Below are 16,173 nucleotides of genomic sequence, written 5' to 3' on the forward strand. Positions count from 1 at the left end.
AGGCTTTTTTTTATCGTCCTATTTATTTGCCAAAAGCTAAATAAGGGAAGAAGCCTTCTAAGAAGCGTTCTGTAGCAGGCATAAAATATGAACCAAAGTGATAATCGGGATCTAATGTCGTCACGATCCAACGACCCCCATTTTCTACTTTTTCTTCGTACATGAATGCTGCTCCATCTTCAGATGCTACGAGAATTTCGGCATTTTCTGATGGCCAAAATACGCCGTGTTGATGCCATGTGCAGTCTGCTAATGTTAAATAGTTTTTGAAAAGAGGGTGTTCAGGAGCTGCTAATACTAAACCGCTCTTCGCATCTTTTTCTAACCACCACCAGAAGTTTGTTTCACGTTGTTCCCAATTTTGATTCGGAATCCATTCCCATGGTTGAGGTCCGAATGCAACGACTGTACCACCATTATTTGCGAATTGACGAATCTTCAATGCACTTTTAATAAGCAGGTCGCCGTTTAATTGTGAAGGTACGATTAATACGTCCAAATCAGATAAATCTGTATTTAAAAATTCAGGATGGTAAATTAATTTTTCAATGTATTGATTAAATTTTGGTTCGTGGAATGTGCGATAATGTGCTTCATTTCCAGAATAAATAACACCAATTTTTTCATGTTAGTTTTTCTCCTTTAGTTGTTTGATTTCATTTTGAAACCAAGCAAGTAATTGAGGGCGGATACGATCCGTCGTTTTGTTTTGTCCGGCATAACCTAAAAGTGGACGTCCTGCATGTACGAGAAGTGTTCCATTTGTCGAATGACGGTCAACATATGTTACGACATGACCGCTCTTAAATGTTAAGTGAACTTCTGCTTCTTCATCTACGTGGTAGTAACCGCGAGCAAAGAACCCAGCAACACCTTTGTTAATTGTCATATCTTCTGTTTCAACACCTTCGAAAATGGGTGTTTCATTTTGTGGATACACGTTGTAATCCGTATAGTGTTGAATACGTTCCGGCATGAATAGGGAAACGTTCGGTAAAAATGGACGGAATAAATGACCGTAGAAGGCAATGATTTTTTTGTCGTTTAAAAATGTTTCAAAAATATCTTTATGTGCCATTAAATGTTCTTGGTCAACGAAATTTGGAATTAATAATATGTCGATATTGCTTAAATCAGTTGATTGGATTTCATATTGTGGAATTACTTGGACAGTTAAGTCTTGTCCTTTTTGCATTTGGCCATTTGCGCCGAATGCATGTCCAGGGTCAATACGTGCAATTGTAAAATTCATATACGTAACGCTCCTTTTGATTCTCATTCTCAGACAAATAATACGCTTTTTCGACATTTTAAACGATAATCATCTTCAATTAGACATAAATTTTGTTAAAAAAGAAACAATTTCGTGTCTTTTCGACAAAATATGTTGTTACTGAAAATCATTATCAGTATCATGAAAGGTAGTTAATATAAAATTTATGAATGTTCTCTAATAAGAATAGAAGCAACTTGGAAGGAAGTTATATATGAAGAAGAAATATGGTTTCTTAGCAGCGGCAATGCTAACAACCGGGTTACTTGCAGCATGTGGTAATGACGATGCCTCAAAATCAAGTAATTCAGGCGACAAACAAACAACAACTGAAGAAAAAATTGTACAAGATCAATTAGGTCGTGACGTCACAATTCCAAATGATCCAGAACGTGTTGTAGTAGGTGGGATTTTACCTTACTTCTCAACTTGGTTCGTAGCAACGAACTCAACGAAGGAAATTGTCGGTATGCACCCGAACTCATACAACGCAGCTTCTAACTCAATGCTTGCTAAAATGTCACCGGACGTTTTAAAAGCATCAACAGACTTCATTCAAAATGGGGAAGTAAATGTTGAGGAATTAATGAAAGTAGATCCTCAAGTTTATTTTGAAATTGCCAATGATACGAAATCAATTGAAAAATTAGATGAGGCGGGTATTAATACGATGGCACTTCAAACAGTTGAAGTAGCAGATGCAAACCCAGTCAAAACATTTAATAGCTGGTTAAAACTAACAGCAGAAATTAAAGGCGGAGACGCAACAGACCGCGCTGATAAATACATTGATAACGTAAACAGCGTACAAAAAGATATCGATGCAAAATTAAAAGATGTTAAAGACGAAGAAAAACCACGCGTGTTAGTACTACACCAACATAGTGATAAATCAATCGTCGTTGCGGGTCAAAACCTTTGGGGCGAATATTGGGTCAATGCAACAGGCGGTAATGATATCGTTTCTGCTGACGGCGTTCAAGGTCAAAAAGAAGTAAATATGGAACAAATTTATAAATGGAACCCAGACATTATCTACATTACAAACTTCACTGAAACACAACCAGAAGACTTAATCGGTAACAAAGTAAGCGGTCAAGACTGGAGCGAAGTGAAAGCCGTTCAAGATAAGAAAGTTTATAAAATTCCACTAGGTATTTACCGTTGGTTCCCACCATCAGGCGATTCTCCATTAATGCTTAAATGGATGGCGAGCCACAACCAACCAGCATTATTTGATTATGATATGAATAAAGAAATTAAATCTTATTATAAAGATTTCTACAACTTTGATGTAACAGATGACGAAGTTGAAACAATCTTACACCCATCTTCTGACGCAGCAAAACAATAGGAGTGTCGACACAATGAAAAAATGGCAAATTGCCTTAATGTGGCTACTACCAATCGTAGTAGCCATTGTGTCGTTAGGAATCGGACGATTTTACGTAGATCCTTATACAATCGTCAAAATTTTAACGTCACAAGTATTCCCAATCGATCAAACGTGGACGAATATGGAAGAAACGGTCGTTATGAACGTTCGCTTTCCACGAATTATTTTAGCGTTATTAATTGGTGGCGGTCTTGCGATGGCAGGTGCTAGTTTCCAAGGCATGTTCGGAAATCCGCTCGTATCACCCGATATTTTAGGTGTCTCTGCAGGTGCGGGTTTCGGTGCATCAATCGGTATTTTATTTTTTGGTCAAGGCATTGAAGCACAATTAATTGCGCTCGTATTCGGGTTACTCGCTATTTTATTTACTTTCTTTGTTGCAGGTAATAAAAAGAGTGCCGCTGTTTTTATGTTCGTACTCGCCGGGGTGATTACGTCTGCTTTATTTAATGCGCTTATTTCGTTAACGAAATTTGTTGCAGACCCAGAAGAAAAATTACCAGCGATTACGTACTGGTTAATGGGAAGTCTCGGTACAGCAACGTACCGAGATTTATACATTGCAGGTCCGATTATTTTATGCGGTATGTTCGTTCTTTATTTACTACGCTGGCGTTTAAACTTATTAACGTTACCTGAGGATGAAGCGAAGTCAATGGGGATTCCTGTAACAGCATTGAAATGGGCTGTTATTGCTGGTTCGACAGTTATTACAGCGGCAACAGTTGCTGCTGCAGGGATTGTCGGCTGGGTTGGCTTAATCATTCCACACGTTGCGCGTATGTTTGTCGGTAATAATAACCAATACGTTTTACCCGTTTCTTTAGCAATCGGAAGTATGTATTTATTATTAATTGACGATTTAGCACGTAGTTTAACAGCTACAGAAATTCCGTTGTCGATTTTAACAGCTATTATTGGTGCGCCATTCTTCGCTGTTTTATTACGTAAAATGGGAGGTCGTTGGTCATGAAATTAGAAGTTAAAAATGGAAACTTCCATTATTCGAAACGTCGTCAACAATTACCTAATTTATATGCTGAAAACGTGAACTTTATTTTACAACCAGGCGAAATCTTATCTATTTTAGGTCCAAATGGTGCTGGTAAAACGACGATGTTAAAATGTATTACCGGTTTACTAAATTGGACAGAAGGTGAAACGTACATTGACGATCAACCGTTGACAAAGCTGCATAAGAAAGAGCTTTGGAAACGAGTTGGCTATGTACCACAAGCACATAAAATGACATTCGGCTATTCATTAGAAGAATTAGTCATCATGGGACGTGCGCCATACATTAGTACACTTTCACAACCTTCGAAAAAAGATAAACTAGCAGCTCTTGAAGCACTCGATCTTGTCGGCATTAAACATTTAGCACAGAAATCATGCAATGAAGTGAGTGGTGGGGAACTACAACTTGCACTTATTGCACGTACGCTCGTAGCGGACCCAGAAGTATTAATTTTAGATGAACCGGAATCACATTTGGACATTCAAAAACAAATTGTCATTCTGAAAACGATTCGCCGTCTATCAAAAGAAAAAGGGATTTCTTGCATTATTAATACACATTATCCGAACCACGCTTTTTACTTAGCTGACCACGTATTGATGACAGGGAAAGAAAAAGGACTCGTATTCGGTCAAACGGCTGATGTAATGACAGAAGCTCGTATGAAGCAATTTTTCGGTATTGAATTGAAAAAATTATTTTTGAAGAAGATGATTTATTGTTAGAAACGATGATTCCGCGTGATTTAGGAATAAAGAGAGAGATTAGCTCTTGTCAGTTCAATTCTTTTGAAGAAGAAAAATAATATAAAAAAGCTGGAACATACGTAAAAGTATTAACCTTTCATAGAGAAGGGGATGTTGAATTTGACATCTCTTTCTCTATTTTTATGTGCAAATTAGGATTCCTGCACGGCATATTTTTTAGTTTGTTGCCATGAGTGCGAAGTCTATTTCATTTGTCGCTTTCGACGAGAGGGTGGATAGGAACGGCACGATCATCTTTTTAGGTTATTTAGTGGCAATAGGAGTTGATTCATCTTATATTTTCTGAACATAAGAAATTTTTGATAGAAGTCTATAAAGTTTTTTCGTTTCGGCTGCGACGTTTGCGAAAATAGCACGAGCGGAATGCGTGCTCTCGCGAAAAAACGAGATGAAGTTGTGCTCGTGAAAAGCGTCAGCTGAAACAGAGAATAACGTTTGTCCAGCAGACAAAAAACCATTCACGATTTTATTCCAATCATGAATGGTTTTTCTTATTGACGAGTTTTTGTCTCAGTCGTTTTTTTACGTTCGAAAGAAAAAAGTTCAACGATAGAATAATTTTTTCGATATTATTTAACGAAAGTTTTAAGCTAGTTAACGTACGTATATAACTATAAAATTGATTGAATTGTAAAAATAAATAGAATATTTCGAAAAAAATAAATAGCTTTTTTTGGTATTTTACTATAAAATGTTAAAAAATAGCTTAATTCAATTTTAATTAGAAAAAACGATACATAAAACAGTGTATAAAATTAGTTAAGCGAGCATTATGAGGGGAGGCTGGTTCGTTAGTGAAAGAACTTTTAAAAGTTAATCAGCTAGAAACGACATTTTTTACGGATGATGGACCTGTTCCAGCAGTAGATACTATTTCTTTTAGTTTGTATGAAGGCGAAATTTTAGGCGTTGTTGGAGAATCTGGCTGTGGGAAGAGTGTAACGTCTTTATCTATTATGGGACTGATTCCTTCACCACCTGGAAAAATTACAAATGGCGAAATTTTGTATAAAGATAAAGATTTAACGAAATTATCACAAAAAGAAATGCGAGCGATTCGAGGAAATGATATTGCGATGATTTTCCAAGAGCCGATGACGTCTTTAAATCCACTGTTTACGATTGGAAATCAATTAACAGAAGCGATTTCTATTCACCATAAAAAATGGTCGAAAAAGCAAACGAAAGAACGTGCGACCGAGATTATGAAATTAGTTGGTTTACCGCGTGCAGAGGAATTGTTTAAAGAATACCCTCACCAACTGTCTGGTGGAATGCGCCAACGGGTGATGATTGCGATGGCACTCGTATGTGATCCGAATATTTTAATTGCAGATGAGCCGACAACAGCACTTGATGTGACGATTCAAGCCCAAATTTTAGCGTTGATGAAAGATTTAAACAAACGCTTAAATACAGCGGTTATGCTCATTACGCATGATTTAGGTGTCGTGGCAGAAACGTGTGAGCGCGTTGTCGTGATGTATGGCGGTAAAATTGTTGAGCAAGGATATGTGAATGAAATTTTCAAAAATCCGCAGCATCCGTACACGAAAGGCTTAATCCAATCTATTCCGGATATGCGTTTTAAAAAGGAGCGTTTGTATGCGATTCCGGGAAGTGTACCGAAGCCGGGCTCAGTGAAAGTCGGGTGTCGTTTTGCGGAGCGATGTGAATTTGCGTTCGATCGTTGCCGTACAGAAGAACCAGAACTGTATCAAATTAAAGAAGCACATACAGCGAGATGTTTTTTAACGGAGGAGTTGGTCGTACATGAGTGAGCCGTTGTTAAAAGTAGAAGGTTTGAAAAAATATTTCCCCATCCAATCAGGCGTTGTTTCGAGAACGATCGGTCACGTAAAAGCAGTGGATGATGTGTCATTCGAAGTGAATGAAGGCGAAACACTCGGGATTGTTGGAGAATCTGGTTGTGGAAAATCAACGACGGGTCGAATGTTGATGCGTTTACTAGAACCGACGGAAGGTACGATTACGTTCAAAGGTAGAAAAATATCAGAATTATCAAACAAAGAAATGCGGGCGATGCGAAGAAATATTCAAATGGTATTTCAAGATCCATACGCATCATTGAATCCGAGACATACGATTGGCAAAATTTTAGAAGAGCCGCTGATCGTTCACGGTATTGGGAATGCCGCTGAACGAAAGAAAAAAGTGTCGGAACTGTTGAAAATTGTCGGGTTGAGTGATTTTCATGCGAAAAGATATCCGCATCAATTTTCAGGTGGTCAACGTCAACGTGTCGGGATTGCTCGTGCGTTAATGACGAATCCCGAGTTAATTATTGCTGATGAACCGGTATCTGCGCTTGACGTATCTGTACAAGCACAAGTACTCAATTTAATGCAAGATTTGCAAAAAGAATTGAAGCTAACATACATTTTTATCGCACACGACCTCGGTGTCGTTCGACATATTAGCAATCGAGTAGCGGTAATGTATTTAGGTCATATAGTTGAAATTGCGGACAGTGAAAGCTTGTATGAAGAACCACTGCACCCGTACACACAGGCACTTCTAACGGCTGTGCCAGTACCTGATCCAGATTTCAAGCGGGAACAAGAGCTCATTCAAGGGGACATACCGAGCCCATCAAACCCGCCATCTGGGTGCACATTCCATACGAGATGTCCATTTAAAATGGATATTTGTACGAAGGAAGTACCTGCTTATTTTGAAGCGAAAAAAGGTCATTCTGTTGCTTGTCATTTATTTAATGAAGAGCGCAATGATATAAATCCAATTAATTAGAGGTGATGAGTGTGAGAAAGAAGAGTTTAATGTTAGCGGCACTTGTAATGGTGCTATCAGTTATTCTTGCAGCGTGTGGCGGCTCGAGTGACAAATCTTCAGATTCAAGTAAAGACAGTGGTGGTGGCACGTTAATTTATGGCCGTGGTGGAGACTCTGTTTCCCTTGATCCAGCTGCTGTAACGGATGGTGAATCATTCGCAGTAACACAAAATGTATTTGAAACGTTAATTCGCTTTGCTGAAAAAGATACGACATTAGAACCAGGTTTAGCAAAAGAATGGAAAATTTCAGATGACGGTTTAACGTATACATTTACACTTCAAGAAGGTGTTAAATTCCACGATGGTACGGACTTTAATGCAGAAGCAGTCGTGAAAAACTTTGATCGCTGGTTAGACGGCGACGCAGACAAATTCCCTTACTTCCAATCAATGTTTGGTGGATTTAGAGGAGAAGACACGGCAGTTATTAAAGAAGTGAAAGCGGACGGTGATAACACGGTTGTGATTACATTAAACCAACCACAAGCACCATTCCTTAAAAACTTAGCGATGAGCCCATTCGGTATCGCATCACCGACAGCTGTTGAAAAAGAAGGCGACAAATTCGGTGACAATCCAGTCGGTACAGGTCCATTTGAGTTCGTTTCTTGGAAACGTAATGATTCTGTGACGATTAAAAAATTCGCAGATTACTGGAAAAAAGGACTTCCAAAAGTGGATGAAGTCGTATTCAAATCAATTCCAGATAACTCTGCACGTCTAAATGCATTAAAAACAGGTGAAATTGATTTAGCGACAGGCATTAGCCCTTCAGATGCTTCATCAGTTGAAGCTGATAGCAATTTACAATTAATCGAACGTCCATCATTAAATGTCGGTTACCTTGGTATGACAGTAACACGTAAACCATTCGATGATAAAAAAGTACGTCAAGCTGTAAACTATGCAATCGATAAAGAAGCATTAATTAGTGCTTTCTATGAAGGGAAAGCAGATGTAGCAACGAACCCAATGCCACCTGCAGTATCAGGATTCAACGAAGAAATTTCAGCATATCCATATGATCCAGAAAAAGCAAAAGAATTATTAAAAGAAGCAGGCTATGATGGCAGCAAAGCATTAGAACTATGGGCAATGCCCGTACCACGTCCGTACATGCCAGACGGTCAAAAAATTGCAGAAGCAATTCAAAAGAACTTAGAAGATGTTGGTATTAAAACGAAAATTGTCTCATATGAATGGGCTACTTATTTAGAAAAAGCAGCTAAAGGTGAAGCAGATATGTTCTTACTTGGTTGGACAGGTGATAACGGAGATGCAGATAACTTCCTTTACACACTATTAGATGAACAAAGTATCGGTAGTAACAACTACACGTACTTCAAAAATAGTGAAACGCATAAACTATTATTAGAAGCACAAAAAGAAACGGATGAAGACAAACGTAACGAATTGTACAAAAAAGCACAAGAAATCTTCCATGACGAAGCTCCTTGGGTACCACTTGCTTACTCGACACCGCTTCTAGCTGGTAAGAGCACAATCAAAAACTTCTATCCTCATCCAACAGGATCAGACATTTTTGATACGATTGAAATTAAATAACCATTAAAGGTGTCCCTAGGCAATCTTCCGAAACAAAATCGTTGTAGATTTTATTGATGGGAAATCGCTGGGGGCATTTTTTCAGATTGAGGTGAAGGCAATGTTAAATTATGTAGGAAGACGTTTATTACAACTCATTCCTGTATTACTCGGTATGACTGTGATCGTCTTTTTCATTATCCGAGCAATTCCTGGAGACCCGGCACAAGTTATTTTAGGACAACAAGCAACGGAAGCAGCGGTAAAAGCATTGCGCGAAAGTTTAGGCTTAGATAATCCTTGGTACGTGCAGTATTTTCATTATTTAGGTGATTTATTAAGAGGCGATTTAGGTACGTCGATGCGTACGAAAACAGCTATTTCAGAAGAGATTTGGCCCTATTTAGCTGCGACGATTGAGCTATCGTTTTTTGCGATGCTGTTAGCAATCATTATCGGTGTGAATGCCGGGATCATTTCAGCGTGGTTCCAAAATTCATGGTTTGATTACACAGCAACCGTTCTTGCGTTAATCGGTGTATCAATGCCAATTTTCTGGTTAGGTTTAATGCTGCAGTGGGGATTGGCAATCAATTTAGACTGGTTGCCAACGTCTGGTCGTGAAGATGCGCGTAATCCGGTTACCCCTATCACACACTTGTACTTAATTGATACGCTCATTCAAGGTCGATTTGATCAATTCATTGTCGTCTTGAAGCATTTAATTATGCCAGCCTTTGCACTTGCGACCATTCCGATGGCGATTATTGCAAGAATGACGCGTTCAAGCATGTTAGAAGTGATGCGCTCAGACTTTATTCGTACAGCAAAAGCGAAAGGGCAAGTGACGTTTATCGTCGTGTACAAACACGCATTGAAAAATGCAATCATCCCTGTGTTAACAGTAATCGGTCTTCAAACAGGCTTATTACTCGGTGGGGCTATTTTAACTGAAACAATCTTCAGTTGGCCAGGCGTCGGTCGTTACATATACGATGCAATTGGATTCCGAGATTATCCGGTTATTCAAGCGGGCATTTTAATTATCGCGTTCTTATTCATTATAATTAATTTAATCGTCGACATTTTATATAGCCTTGTCGATAAGCGAATTAAATACAACTAACGGAGGAGGCAACTTATGACAACACAACAAACGATATCTGAAAAGGAACCGCGTGAAGCGGGTCCTTGGAAAGACGCTTGGCGTAGTTTTAAAAAGAGTAAAGTTTCCCTCGTTGGTGCAGGAATCGTCATCGTATTTGTAATTTTGGCGATATTCGCTCCTTGGATTGCACCGCAAGGGATTAATGAACAAAATTTATCAGAGCGCTTGCAAGCACCATCTTCTGCCCATTGGTTTGGGACGGATGATTTCGGTCGTGATATTTTCTCACGTGTATTATACGGAGCGAGAATTTCACTTTGGGTCGGTTTCTTCTCAGTTATTGGTTCGATTTTAATCGGGAGCTTACTCGGTATTTTAGCGGGCTATTACGGTAAATGGGTCGATACGATTATTTCACGTTTCTTCGATATTATGTTAGCATTCCCAAGTATTTTATTAGCGATTTCAATCGTAGCAGTACTCGGACCATCTTTACAAAATGCGTTAATTGCGATTGCAATCGTTAACATTCCAAACTTTGGGCGACTGATTCGTTCTAAAGTATTGAGCATTAAACAAGAAGAGTACATTACCGCAGCGAAGGCAATCGGTATGGCAGATACGCGTATTTTATTTAAGCATATTTTGCCGAATTCAATGGCTCCGGTAATCGTACAAGGGACGCTTGCGATTGCGACGGCAATTATTGAAGCGGCTGCACTCGGCTTTTTAGGACTCGGTGCTCAAGCACCAACTCCTGAATGGGGTAAAATGTTAGCGGATGCCCGTGTTTACTTAGTAAATGCACCTTGGACGATGATTTTCCCAGGGGTTGCGATTATGTTAACGGTACTTGGCTTTAACTTAATGGGGGATGGATTGCGTGATGCACTCGATCCGAAGATGAAAAACTAAACGAATAGTCAATAAAGCGATGGATTTCGGTCTTAACGAACGAAATCCATCGCTTTTTCGTATGAAAAAAATATTTGTAGTTTGTATGTTTACGTTTTTAGTAAATAAACGAGTACGATGACAGTTGAGAGTGTACCACCATACAATAAAAGATTCATTTGATTTGGACTAATCGTTTGCGGAGACTTCATCCAATTAAGCGAATAAAAAATCCAAATGACAACAGAAACAATCGCAAAAAACACGCCCATTTTTTAAAATCCCCCCTGTACTTCATCATCTATAGTACGTTGATTTTACATTAGTATAGCACGTTGCAAAGGCTTTTGTACGGGGAAATGTGAGGGGGAAGAGAAAAAAATAGGCGAACAAAATATTCTTCGTATATGCTACGGATAGAAGAACAAAAAAGTAGTTATTAACATCATAACTACTTTTCGTATCCGAGTCTTTTTACTTAATCTTCATTTGGTACAGAATCAAATTGAACCATATTAATATTGTTCGGCGTGTGCCCCATTAAATGCAACATCGCTGTAAGTTGTCCTTTATGGTGAAACTCGTGCGTGAATGCATGGAATAATAAATGATGAGGTGTTTTTTTGTGAAGACGCGAAAAAATGGATATTTCGCTCGTACTGTTCCCGCAGAAGTCGCGGCCGCTACTCTTAACAATTTTTATATACTTCTATCAAAATTCCTTATGTACAAAAATTCTAAAATGAATCGACTCCTATTGCCACTAGATTTAGAAGTAAAATCAACAAGACGATTGTGTCTTTCATATCCAACATCTTGTTGAAAGTGAAAAATGAAATGGACTTCGCACTCATGGCAACAAATTTTAAAATATACAACACAGAAACCATCAATCCTCATTTGCACACGAAAATAGAGAAGGAGATGTCAAATTCGACATCTCCTTCTCTATTAAAGGCTGCAATTTTTACTTATGGACGAGCTTCTTTTGCTTAAGTCTCGTCCGAAAAACGATGTCTTCGTATGAAAAAGTAACTGGCTGAGAGGAGAAGGAGTGTACCCGCTCCGATGAAAATCCAATGAACGGAAAATAATTCTGCCAATGCGCCAGCAAGTAAGGACGCAAAGCCTAGTAACATAGAAGTTAAGACGCTTTGAGCGCTGTACACTTTTACGAGTGTATCGTCCGACGCTTTTATTTGTAACCACGTCTGGAGTAAAATACTTTTTAATTGTTCAAAAACGCCGAAGGAAAAACTGAGCACTAAAGTAATCCAAGAAATCGTATTGTATCCGAGTGCAAGCATCGTTAGCGCAACGCCGAGTGATGAGAAGAGGACGATGTGCCGTAAATTTTTTTGAAAGATTTTTTCAAATTGTGTGCAAAGTAGTCCACCTATGAGTAGCCCGACAAAAAAATGTCGTATTCATATACCCCCACCACGCTTCGGATTCATGTAACACGTCAGCAACGAAAATATACATAATTGCCGCAACCCAAACGACATTTGCGAGGGCTTCTAAAATGAGCATCACTTGAATCGAACGAAAAGAAGGCGTATGCCAAATGAGTAAGAACCCTTCTACTAGTTCTTGTTTTTTCGACCGTTCATCCGTTTTTTCAAAAGGTGTATGATCGACGATTTGTATTAAACAGAAAGAAGATAAGACGAATAAAATGAACGTTAGAATGATGATCGCTTCTCCACTTGAGAGTGCTACGATGATGCCACCGACTGCCCAAGCACCTAAACTCGTCATTTCGTTTACGACGGATAAAATACTATTCGCTCGTAATAAATAGGTAGAGTCGACAATTCGTGGAATCAATGCGGCACTAGCGGGCTGTGCGACACCGTCTAACAAAGCAATGATAAAAATAAACACGAAAATAAATGCAAATGGTAACGATAAAAATGCACCAGCAACTAATAAACTAAGAAGAATTGTTTTCATGAATTGCGTGCTCGTTAAAACGCGTAATAAGCGAAAGCGATTAAAGACGAATGGTGATAAACTACCGCTGATCATACGTCCCATCGTATTTAAAAATGGTAATAAGGCGAGTAAAAAAGCAGAATGTCCTTCGCGATACAAAATAGTAACTAATCCTACAATATAAAAAACATCGCCTAAATTGGCTAAAACTTGACTAATCCATAAAAAATGAAACGATTTTTTCATCTTCACTACCCTTTCTTATTTAAAAAATATAAGAGAATAGGTAATGTTACAATCGAATCCCTCCAATGCGATAGATGAACAGTAAGTAAAAATGAAATAGTTAATTAAAAAATAAATTGATAGTTATATGCATGGGTAGGAAGATGAAAGATAGTACTAGTATAGCAAAAAGAATGAATTTTTAGAATATGAAATGTATAGAGCGCTTTTAGGCATGATACAATGAAAGGAAAGAGTAGTCGATAACATTTTAAAGGAAGGGGATTTCACTTTGAACTTACAATTACAAAACGTCTTAATTGGCGGTATAGTAGGAATTATTGTTGTAACAGGGTTGAATTATTTAACGAACCAATTTTCTATGAAGACGGTACTTCTTCAAATCGTAGCGGTTATTTGTGTTTTTCTTCTTTTTTACGTATTTCAAAAGACAAAAAGGAAACGGAAAGCCTAATCGGTATAGATGGATAACTAAAAGGAGAGAACCCCACTAGTATTTTTTGTACCAGTGGGGTTCTCTTATTTATTCAATCAAAAAGCTACAAAGTCATAGATAGTAGTGCGATGATGACGAATACTACAACAGCAATGATGACGAATAATAGAATAATAATGATTGAGACAATGACTAATGCGAAGAAAGCACGCCATTTTGTTAGTCAAACTGTGTTGGCCGTTCGGGATTTCGAAAATGATCAAAAGCCATCGTAATTTGTGAAGCGGTATTTCGCGCGAGTGACAGTGCCGGAATGTTCGCTTCTTCAAAAAATTGTACATCACTCGTCTCCAACCCTTTTTGAATCGTGCCACCCGTGACAAAGCATTGGATAAATAATTTATAGACGGAGTAGGCAGAGGGCGGATGTGGATGTTTTTGCTTATCGAGTACTGCAATTAATTTTTCAGGACGAACGAGTAAACCGGATTCTTCTCGTACTTCCTTGACAGCTACTTCGCTCATCGTTTGCCCGATGTCTGCCCAGCCACCAGGTAGTGCCCAAAGACCGTCTTGTTTTTCTCGAACGAGCAAAATTTTACCTTCTGAAAATACGGTAGCACGCACATCAACTTTCGGTGTGGCATAGCCTGTCTCGTTCGCGAATAATTCGCGTAACGTATGATGTTCGAGTTCCGTATAGTGTGCTAATATGTCGACGCTCAATTCTCTAATTTGTTCAAATCGTTCAAGATCGTACACATCTTTCGAGTAAGCAATTCCTGCTTGTGCAATCGCTTGTAACTGTTTCGCATAAGTTAACCACTTTGGCTCCATTTTCTCAGCTCCTTTTTTTAAAAGTATACCGCAATTTTAGGAGAACATGTTACGATAGAGACGGCAACCCTTTTTTGGATAGAAAAGTGTTGAAAAAAGGTATTGTATAAAGAATGTGAGGGGACATATTTGACCCAATATAAAGATTTTTTAGTGGCGATTTGGCACGAGTATAAGCAACATTGGTTTTATTTTTTAATTCTTATTTCCGGTGTTAATTTATTAGTCGATTTACTCGTTATTCCACTATTTCAATTCGGTGTTTCAGGGTTGCTACAACTCGGCAATATCACCTATTTATCGTATACGAATTTTTTGTCGATTTTTATGGACCATCCATTCGTTTCACTCGGATTAATCATTTTAATTGGCTTCCTGTTATTCGTTACATTTTTACAATTTGTTTTCGTATTACGAGGGATTGTTCAAATAAGACAACATCGCTTTTACGTTAAATCACTCATTGCGGAAACGAAACAAGTCGTATTACATACGAATTGGAAGACGAGCATTTTATTTTTTGCTTATTTATTTTTATTACTGCCATTTTTTAGCGTCTTCTTTTTAAATTCACCATTGCTGAGCAAAATCGTCATTCCACAATTTATTTTTGATGAAATTGTGATGGAGCCGCTTTATTTGATTCCGTTTCTTTGTATTGTGGCGATTTTGTTTTACTTTGGTATTCGCTTCGTGTTTACGTTACCTGAAATTATTATTCGTCCGAAACGTTTCAGCGTGGCGATGGTGCTAAGCTGGCAACGAACGAAAAATAAATTCCTCTTTTATGCGCTACGATACGCTTTGATTGCGGCACTTCTTTTCGTCGTAACAAATGCTTTATATCTAGGTATTTACGGCATACAATCTTTATTTGATTTATTGCCAGCACCATTTCCTGTAATCGCAGTGGCGATTAACTTAGCGCTCGTACAGCTCATTCATTTTTTACTTAATATGTTTGCGATTATGGCGTATAGCTCGATTTTCATAGATGAATTAATTGAAGAAACGCCGAAGCCGCTTACGCGAAATATGCGCCCACTGTATCGACGGAAATATTGGTTGTTATCTATTATTTCCGTTTGCGTTGTAGCATACAATATGTTGTATTCTTCTATTACAGTTGAGAAAGAACCTGTAACGATTTCACATCGAGGGGTTTCAGAGGCAAATGGGGTACAAAATACGATTGAAGCGATGGAACGCACGATGAAACTTAATCCAGATTATATTGAGATGGACGTGCAAGAAACGAAGGACCATCAATTTGTCGTGATGCACGATAAAAATTTATCGAAGCTTGCTGGGGTGAATAAAGCACCGCAGGAGTTGACACTTCAACAACTGACGAAGTTAACGGTGACTGAAAATGGATACACGGCGAAGATTGCGAGTTTTGATGCGTACTTAAAACACGCAGATGCACACGGTCAAAAGTTACTCGTAGAATTAAAAACATCGTCACTCGATTCTAAAAATATGGTAAAAAACTTTATTGACCAGTACGGAGATCAACTAGAAGAAAATCATCATCGTATGCAAACGCTTAGCCATCAAGCAGCGGAAGCATTGAAAAAAGACGCACCGAATACGTTCGTTAGCTATATTTTACCGTTTAACTTCTCATTCCCGACGACAGATTTTGATGCCTACACGATGGAACAAACGACGTTGAACGCTACGTTTACATCGAAGGCATTACTTGCGAACAAAGAAGTATTTGTTTGGACGGTGAATAGCGCAGATGATATACGCCGTTCTTTATTCCTCAACGTTGATGGGATTATTACGGATGATTTAGAAACGTTAAATGGCGAACTTGAAAGTTTTAAAGAAGAACCGACGTTTGCAGACCAAATTTTAATGTATGTAATGCTTTACTCGGATCGATAAAAT

Annotated in this window: 17 protein-coding genes; 10 read left to right on the top strand and 7 right to left on the bottom strand. The window is 38.4% G+C overall.

What is annotated here, in order from left to right:
- Positions 1-22: 22 nt before the first annotated feature.
- On the bottom strand, positions 23-619 hold the full coding sequence (locus tag KSHG_RS09290; RefSeq protein WP_026022557.1) for a hypothetical protein: 597 nt from the start codon (positions 617-619) through the stop codon (positions 23-25).
- A 9-nt stretch (positions 620-628) separates the two neighbouring features.
- Positions 629-1,252, bottom strand: coding sequence for a hypothetical protein (locus tag KSHG_RS09300; protein WP_010304944.1), 624 nt, complete (start codon positions 1,250-1,252; stop codon positions 629-631).
- A 235-nt stretch (positions 1,253-1,487) separates the two neighbouring features.
- Here KSHG_RS09300 and KSHG_RS09305 point away from each other — a divergent pair, with 235 nt between their 5' ends.
- The 8 genes from KSHG_RS09305 (at position 1,488) to nikC (ending at position 10,838) form a co-directional block, all read left to right on the top strand.
- Positions 1,488-2,627, top strand: a complete 1,140-nt coding sequence (locus KSHG_RS09305; RefSeq protein ID WP_010304947.1) for an ABC transporter substrate-binding protein — start codon at positions 1,488-1,490, stop codon at positions 2,625-2,627.
- A gap of 13 nt (positions 2,628-2,640) precedes the next feature.
- Positions 2,641-3,642, top strand: coding sequence for a FecCD family ABC transporter permease (locus KSHG_RS09310; RefSeq protein ID WP_010304951.1), 1,002 nt, complete (start codon positions 2,641-2,643; stop codon positions 3,640-3,642).
- On the top strand, positions 3,639-4,412 hold the full coding sequence (locus KSHG_RS16670; protein ID WP_010304953.1) for an ABC transporter ATP-binding protein: 774 nt from the start codon (positions 3,639-3,641) through the stop codon (positions 4,410-4,412). Before KSHG_RS09310 ends, KSHG_RS16670 begins: the two co-directional genes overlap by 4 nt.
- A gap of 836 nt (positions 4,413-5,248) precedes the next feature.
- Positions 5,249-6,235 carry an ABC transporter ATP-binding protein gene (locus KSHG_RS09320; RefSeq protein ID WP_010304956.1) on the top strand — a complete coding sequence of 329 codons (987 nt, stop codon included), beginning with the start codon at positions 5,249-5,251 and terminating at the stop codon, positions 6,233-6,235.
- Positions 6,228-7,226 (top strand): ABC transporter ATP-binding protein, encoded by a 999-nt coding sequence (locus KSHG_RS09325; protein ID WP_010304958.1) that lies wholly within the window; start codon positions 6,228-6,230, stop codon positions 7,224-7,226. Before KSHG_RS09320 ends, KSHG_RS09325 begins: the two co-directional genes overlap by 8 nt.
- A 5-nt stretch (positions 7,227-7,231) precedes the next feature.
- Positions 7,232-8,836: an ABC transporter substrate-binding protein gene (locus tag KSHG_RS09330; RefSeq protein WP_187119974.1), complete on the top strand. Its 1,605-nt coding sequence runs from the start codon at positions 7,232-7,234 to the stop codon at positions 8,834-8,836.
- Between the two features lie 100 nt (positions 8,837-8,936).
- A complete protein-coding gene (locus tag KSHG_RS09335) occupies positions 8,937-9,941 on the top strand; it encodes an ABC transporter permease (protein WP_010304962.1) in 1,005 nt (334 codons plus the stop codon).
- A gap of 15 nt (positions 9,942-9,956) precedes the next feature.
- A complete protein-coding gene (nikC, locus tag KSHG_RS09340; protein WP_010304964.1) occupies positions 9,957-10,838 on the top strand; it encodes a nickel transporter permease in 882 nt (293 codons plus the stop codon).
- 89 nt (positions 10,839-10,927) lie between these two features.
- Here the strand turns inward: nikC and KSHG_RS18335 are convergent, their stop codons facing one another.
- The 4 genes from KSHG_RS18335 to KSHG_RS16675 form a co-directional block, all read right to left on the bottom strand.
- The gene (locus KSHG_RS18335; protein ID WP_154646894.1) at positions 10,928-11,089 is read right to left on the bottom strand and encodes a hypothetical protein; all 162 of its coding nucleotides are present in this window, start codon (positions 11,087-11,089) and stop codon (positions 10,928-10,930) included.
- Positions 11,090-11,295: 206 nt separating this feature from the next.
- A complete protein-coding gene (locus KSHG_RS18050) occupies positions 11,296-11,520 on the bottom strand; it encodes a DinB family protein (protein ID WP_083844879.1) in 225 nt (74 codons plus the stop codon).
- Positions 11,521-11,809: 289 nt separating this feature from the next.
- On the bottom strand, positions 11,810-12,124 hold the full coding sequence (locus KSHG_RS18790; protein ID WP_235728361.1) for an MFS transporter: 315 nt from the start codon (positions 12,122-12,124) through the stop codon (positions 11,810-11,812).
- 64 nt (positions 12,125-12,188) lie between these two features.
- Positions 12,189-13,001: an MFS transporter gene (locus KSHG_RS16675; RefSeq protein WP_235728362.1), complete on the bottom strand. Its 813-nt coding sequence runs from the start codon at positions 12,999-13,001 to the stop codon at positions 12,189-12,191.
- 271 nt (positions 13,002-13,272) lie between these two features.
- On the opposite strand from KSHG_RS16675, the gene KSHG_RS09360 reads away from it, so the two are divergent.
- Entirely contained in the window at positions 13,273-13,455 is a 183-nt protein-coding gene (locus KSHG_RS09360; protein ID WP_010304965.1) for a hypothetical protein, read from the top strand.
- Between the two features lie 201 nt (positions 13,456-13,656).
- Here KSHG_RS09360 and KSHG_RS09365 read toward each other — a convergent pair whose 3' ends face one another.
- Positions 13,657-14,274 carry an NUDIX hydrolase gene (locus KSHG_RS09365; RefSeq protein ID WP_010304967.1) on the bottom strand — a complete coding sequence of 206 codons (618 nt, stop codon included), beginning with the start codon at positions 14,272-14,274 and terminating at the stop codon, positions 13,657-13,659.
- Between the two features lie 129 nt (positions 14,275-14,403).
- On the opposite strand from KSHG_RS09365, the gene KSHG_RS09370 reads away from it, so the two are divergent.
- A complete protein-coding gene (locus KSHG_RS09370) occupies positions 14,404-16,170 on the top strand; it encodes a glycerophosphoryl diester phosphodiesterase membrane domain-containing protein (RefSeq protein WP_010304970.1) in 1,767 nt (588 codons plus the stop codon).
- Positions 16,171-16,173 lie beyond the last annotated feature (3 nt).

Origin of the sequence: Kurthia senegalensis (genome assembly GCF_000285595.1) — a bacterium.
GTDB classification, from domain to species: domain Bacteria; phylum Bacillota; class Bacilli; order Bacillales_A; family Planococcaceae; genus Kurthia; species Kurthia senegalensis.

Coding starts and splice junctions, on each gene's coding strand:
- KSHG_RS09310 (WP_010304951.1), top strand. CDS start 2,641: ATGAAAAAATGGCAAATTGCCTTAATGTGGCTACTACCAATCGTAGTA.
- KSHG_RS18335 (WP_154646894.1), bottom strand. CDS start 11,089: ATGGGCGTGTTTTTTGCGATTGTTTCTGTTGTCATTTGGATTTTTTAT.
- KSHG_RS09330 (WP_187119974.1), top strand. CDS start 7,232: ATGAGTGTGAGAAAGAAGAGTTTAATGTTAGCGGCACTTGTAATGGTG.
- KSHG_RS09365 (WP_010304967.1), bottom strand. CDS start 14,274: ATGGAGCCAAAGTGGTTAACTTATGCGAAACAGTTACAAGCGATTGCA.
- nikC (WP_010304964.1), top strand. CDS start 9,957: ATGACAACACAACAAACGATATCTGAAAAGGAACCGCGTGAAGCGGGT.
- KSHG_RS16670 (WP_010304953.1), top strand. CDS start 3,639: ATGAAATTAGAAGTTAAAAATGGAAACTTCCATTATTCGAAACGTCGT.
- KSHG_RS09300 (WP_010304944.1), bottom strand. CDS start 1,252: ATGAATTTTACAATTGCACGTATTGACCCTGGACATGCATTCGGCGCA.
- KSHG_RS16675 (WP_235728362.1), bottom strand. CDS start 13,001: ATGAAAAAATCGTTTCATTTTTTATGGATTAGTCAAGTTTTAGCCAAT.
- KSHG_RS18790 (WP_235728361.1), bottom strand. CDS start 12,124: ATGCTTGCACTCGGATACAATACGATTTCTTGGATTACTTTAGTGCTC.
- KSHG_RS09305 (WP_010304947.1), top strand. CDS start 1,488: ATGAAGAAGAAATATGGTTTCTTAGCAGCGGCAATGCTAACAACCGGG.
- KSHG_RS09325 (WP_010304958.1), top strand. CDS start 6,228: ATGAGTGAGCCGTTGTTAAAAGTAGAAGGTTTGAAAAAATATTTCCCC.
- KSHG_RS09335 (WP_010304962.1), top strand. CDS start 8,937: ATGTTAAATTATGTAGGAAGACGTTTATTACAACTCATTCCTGTATTA.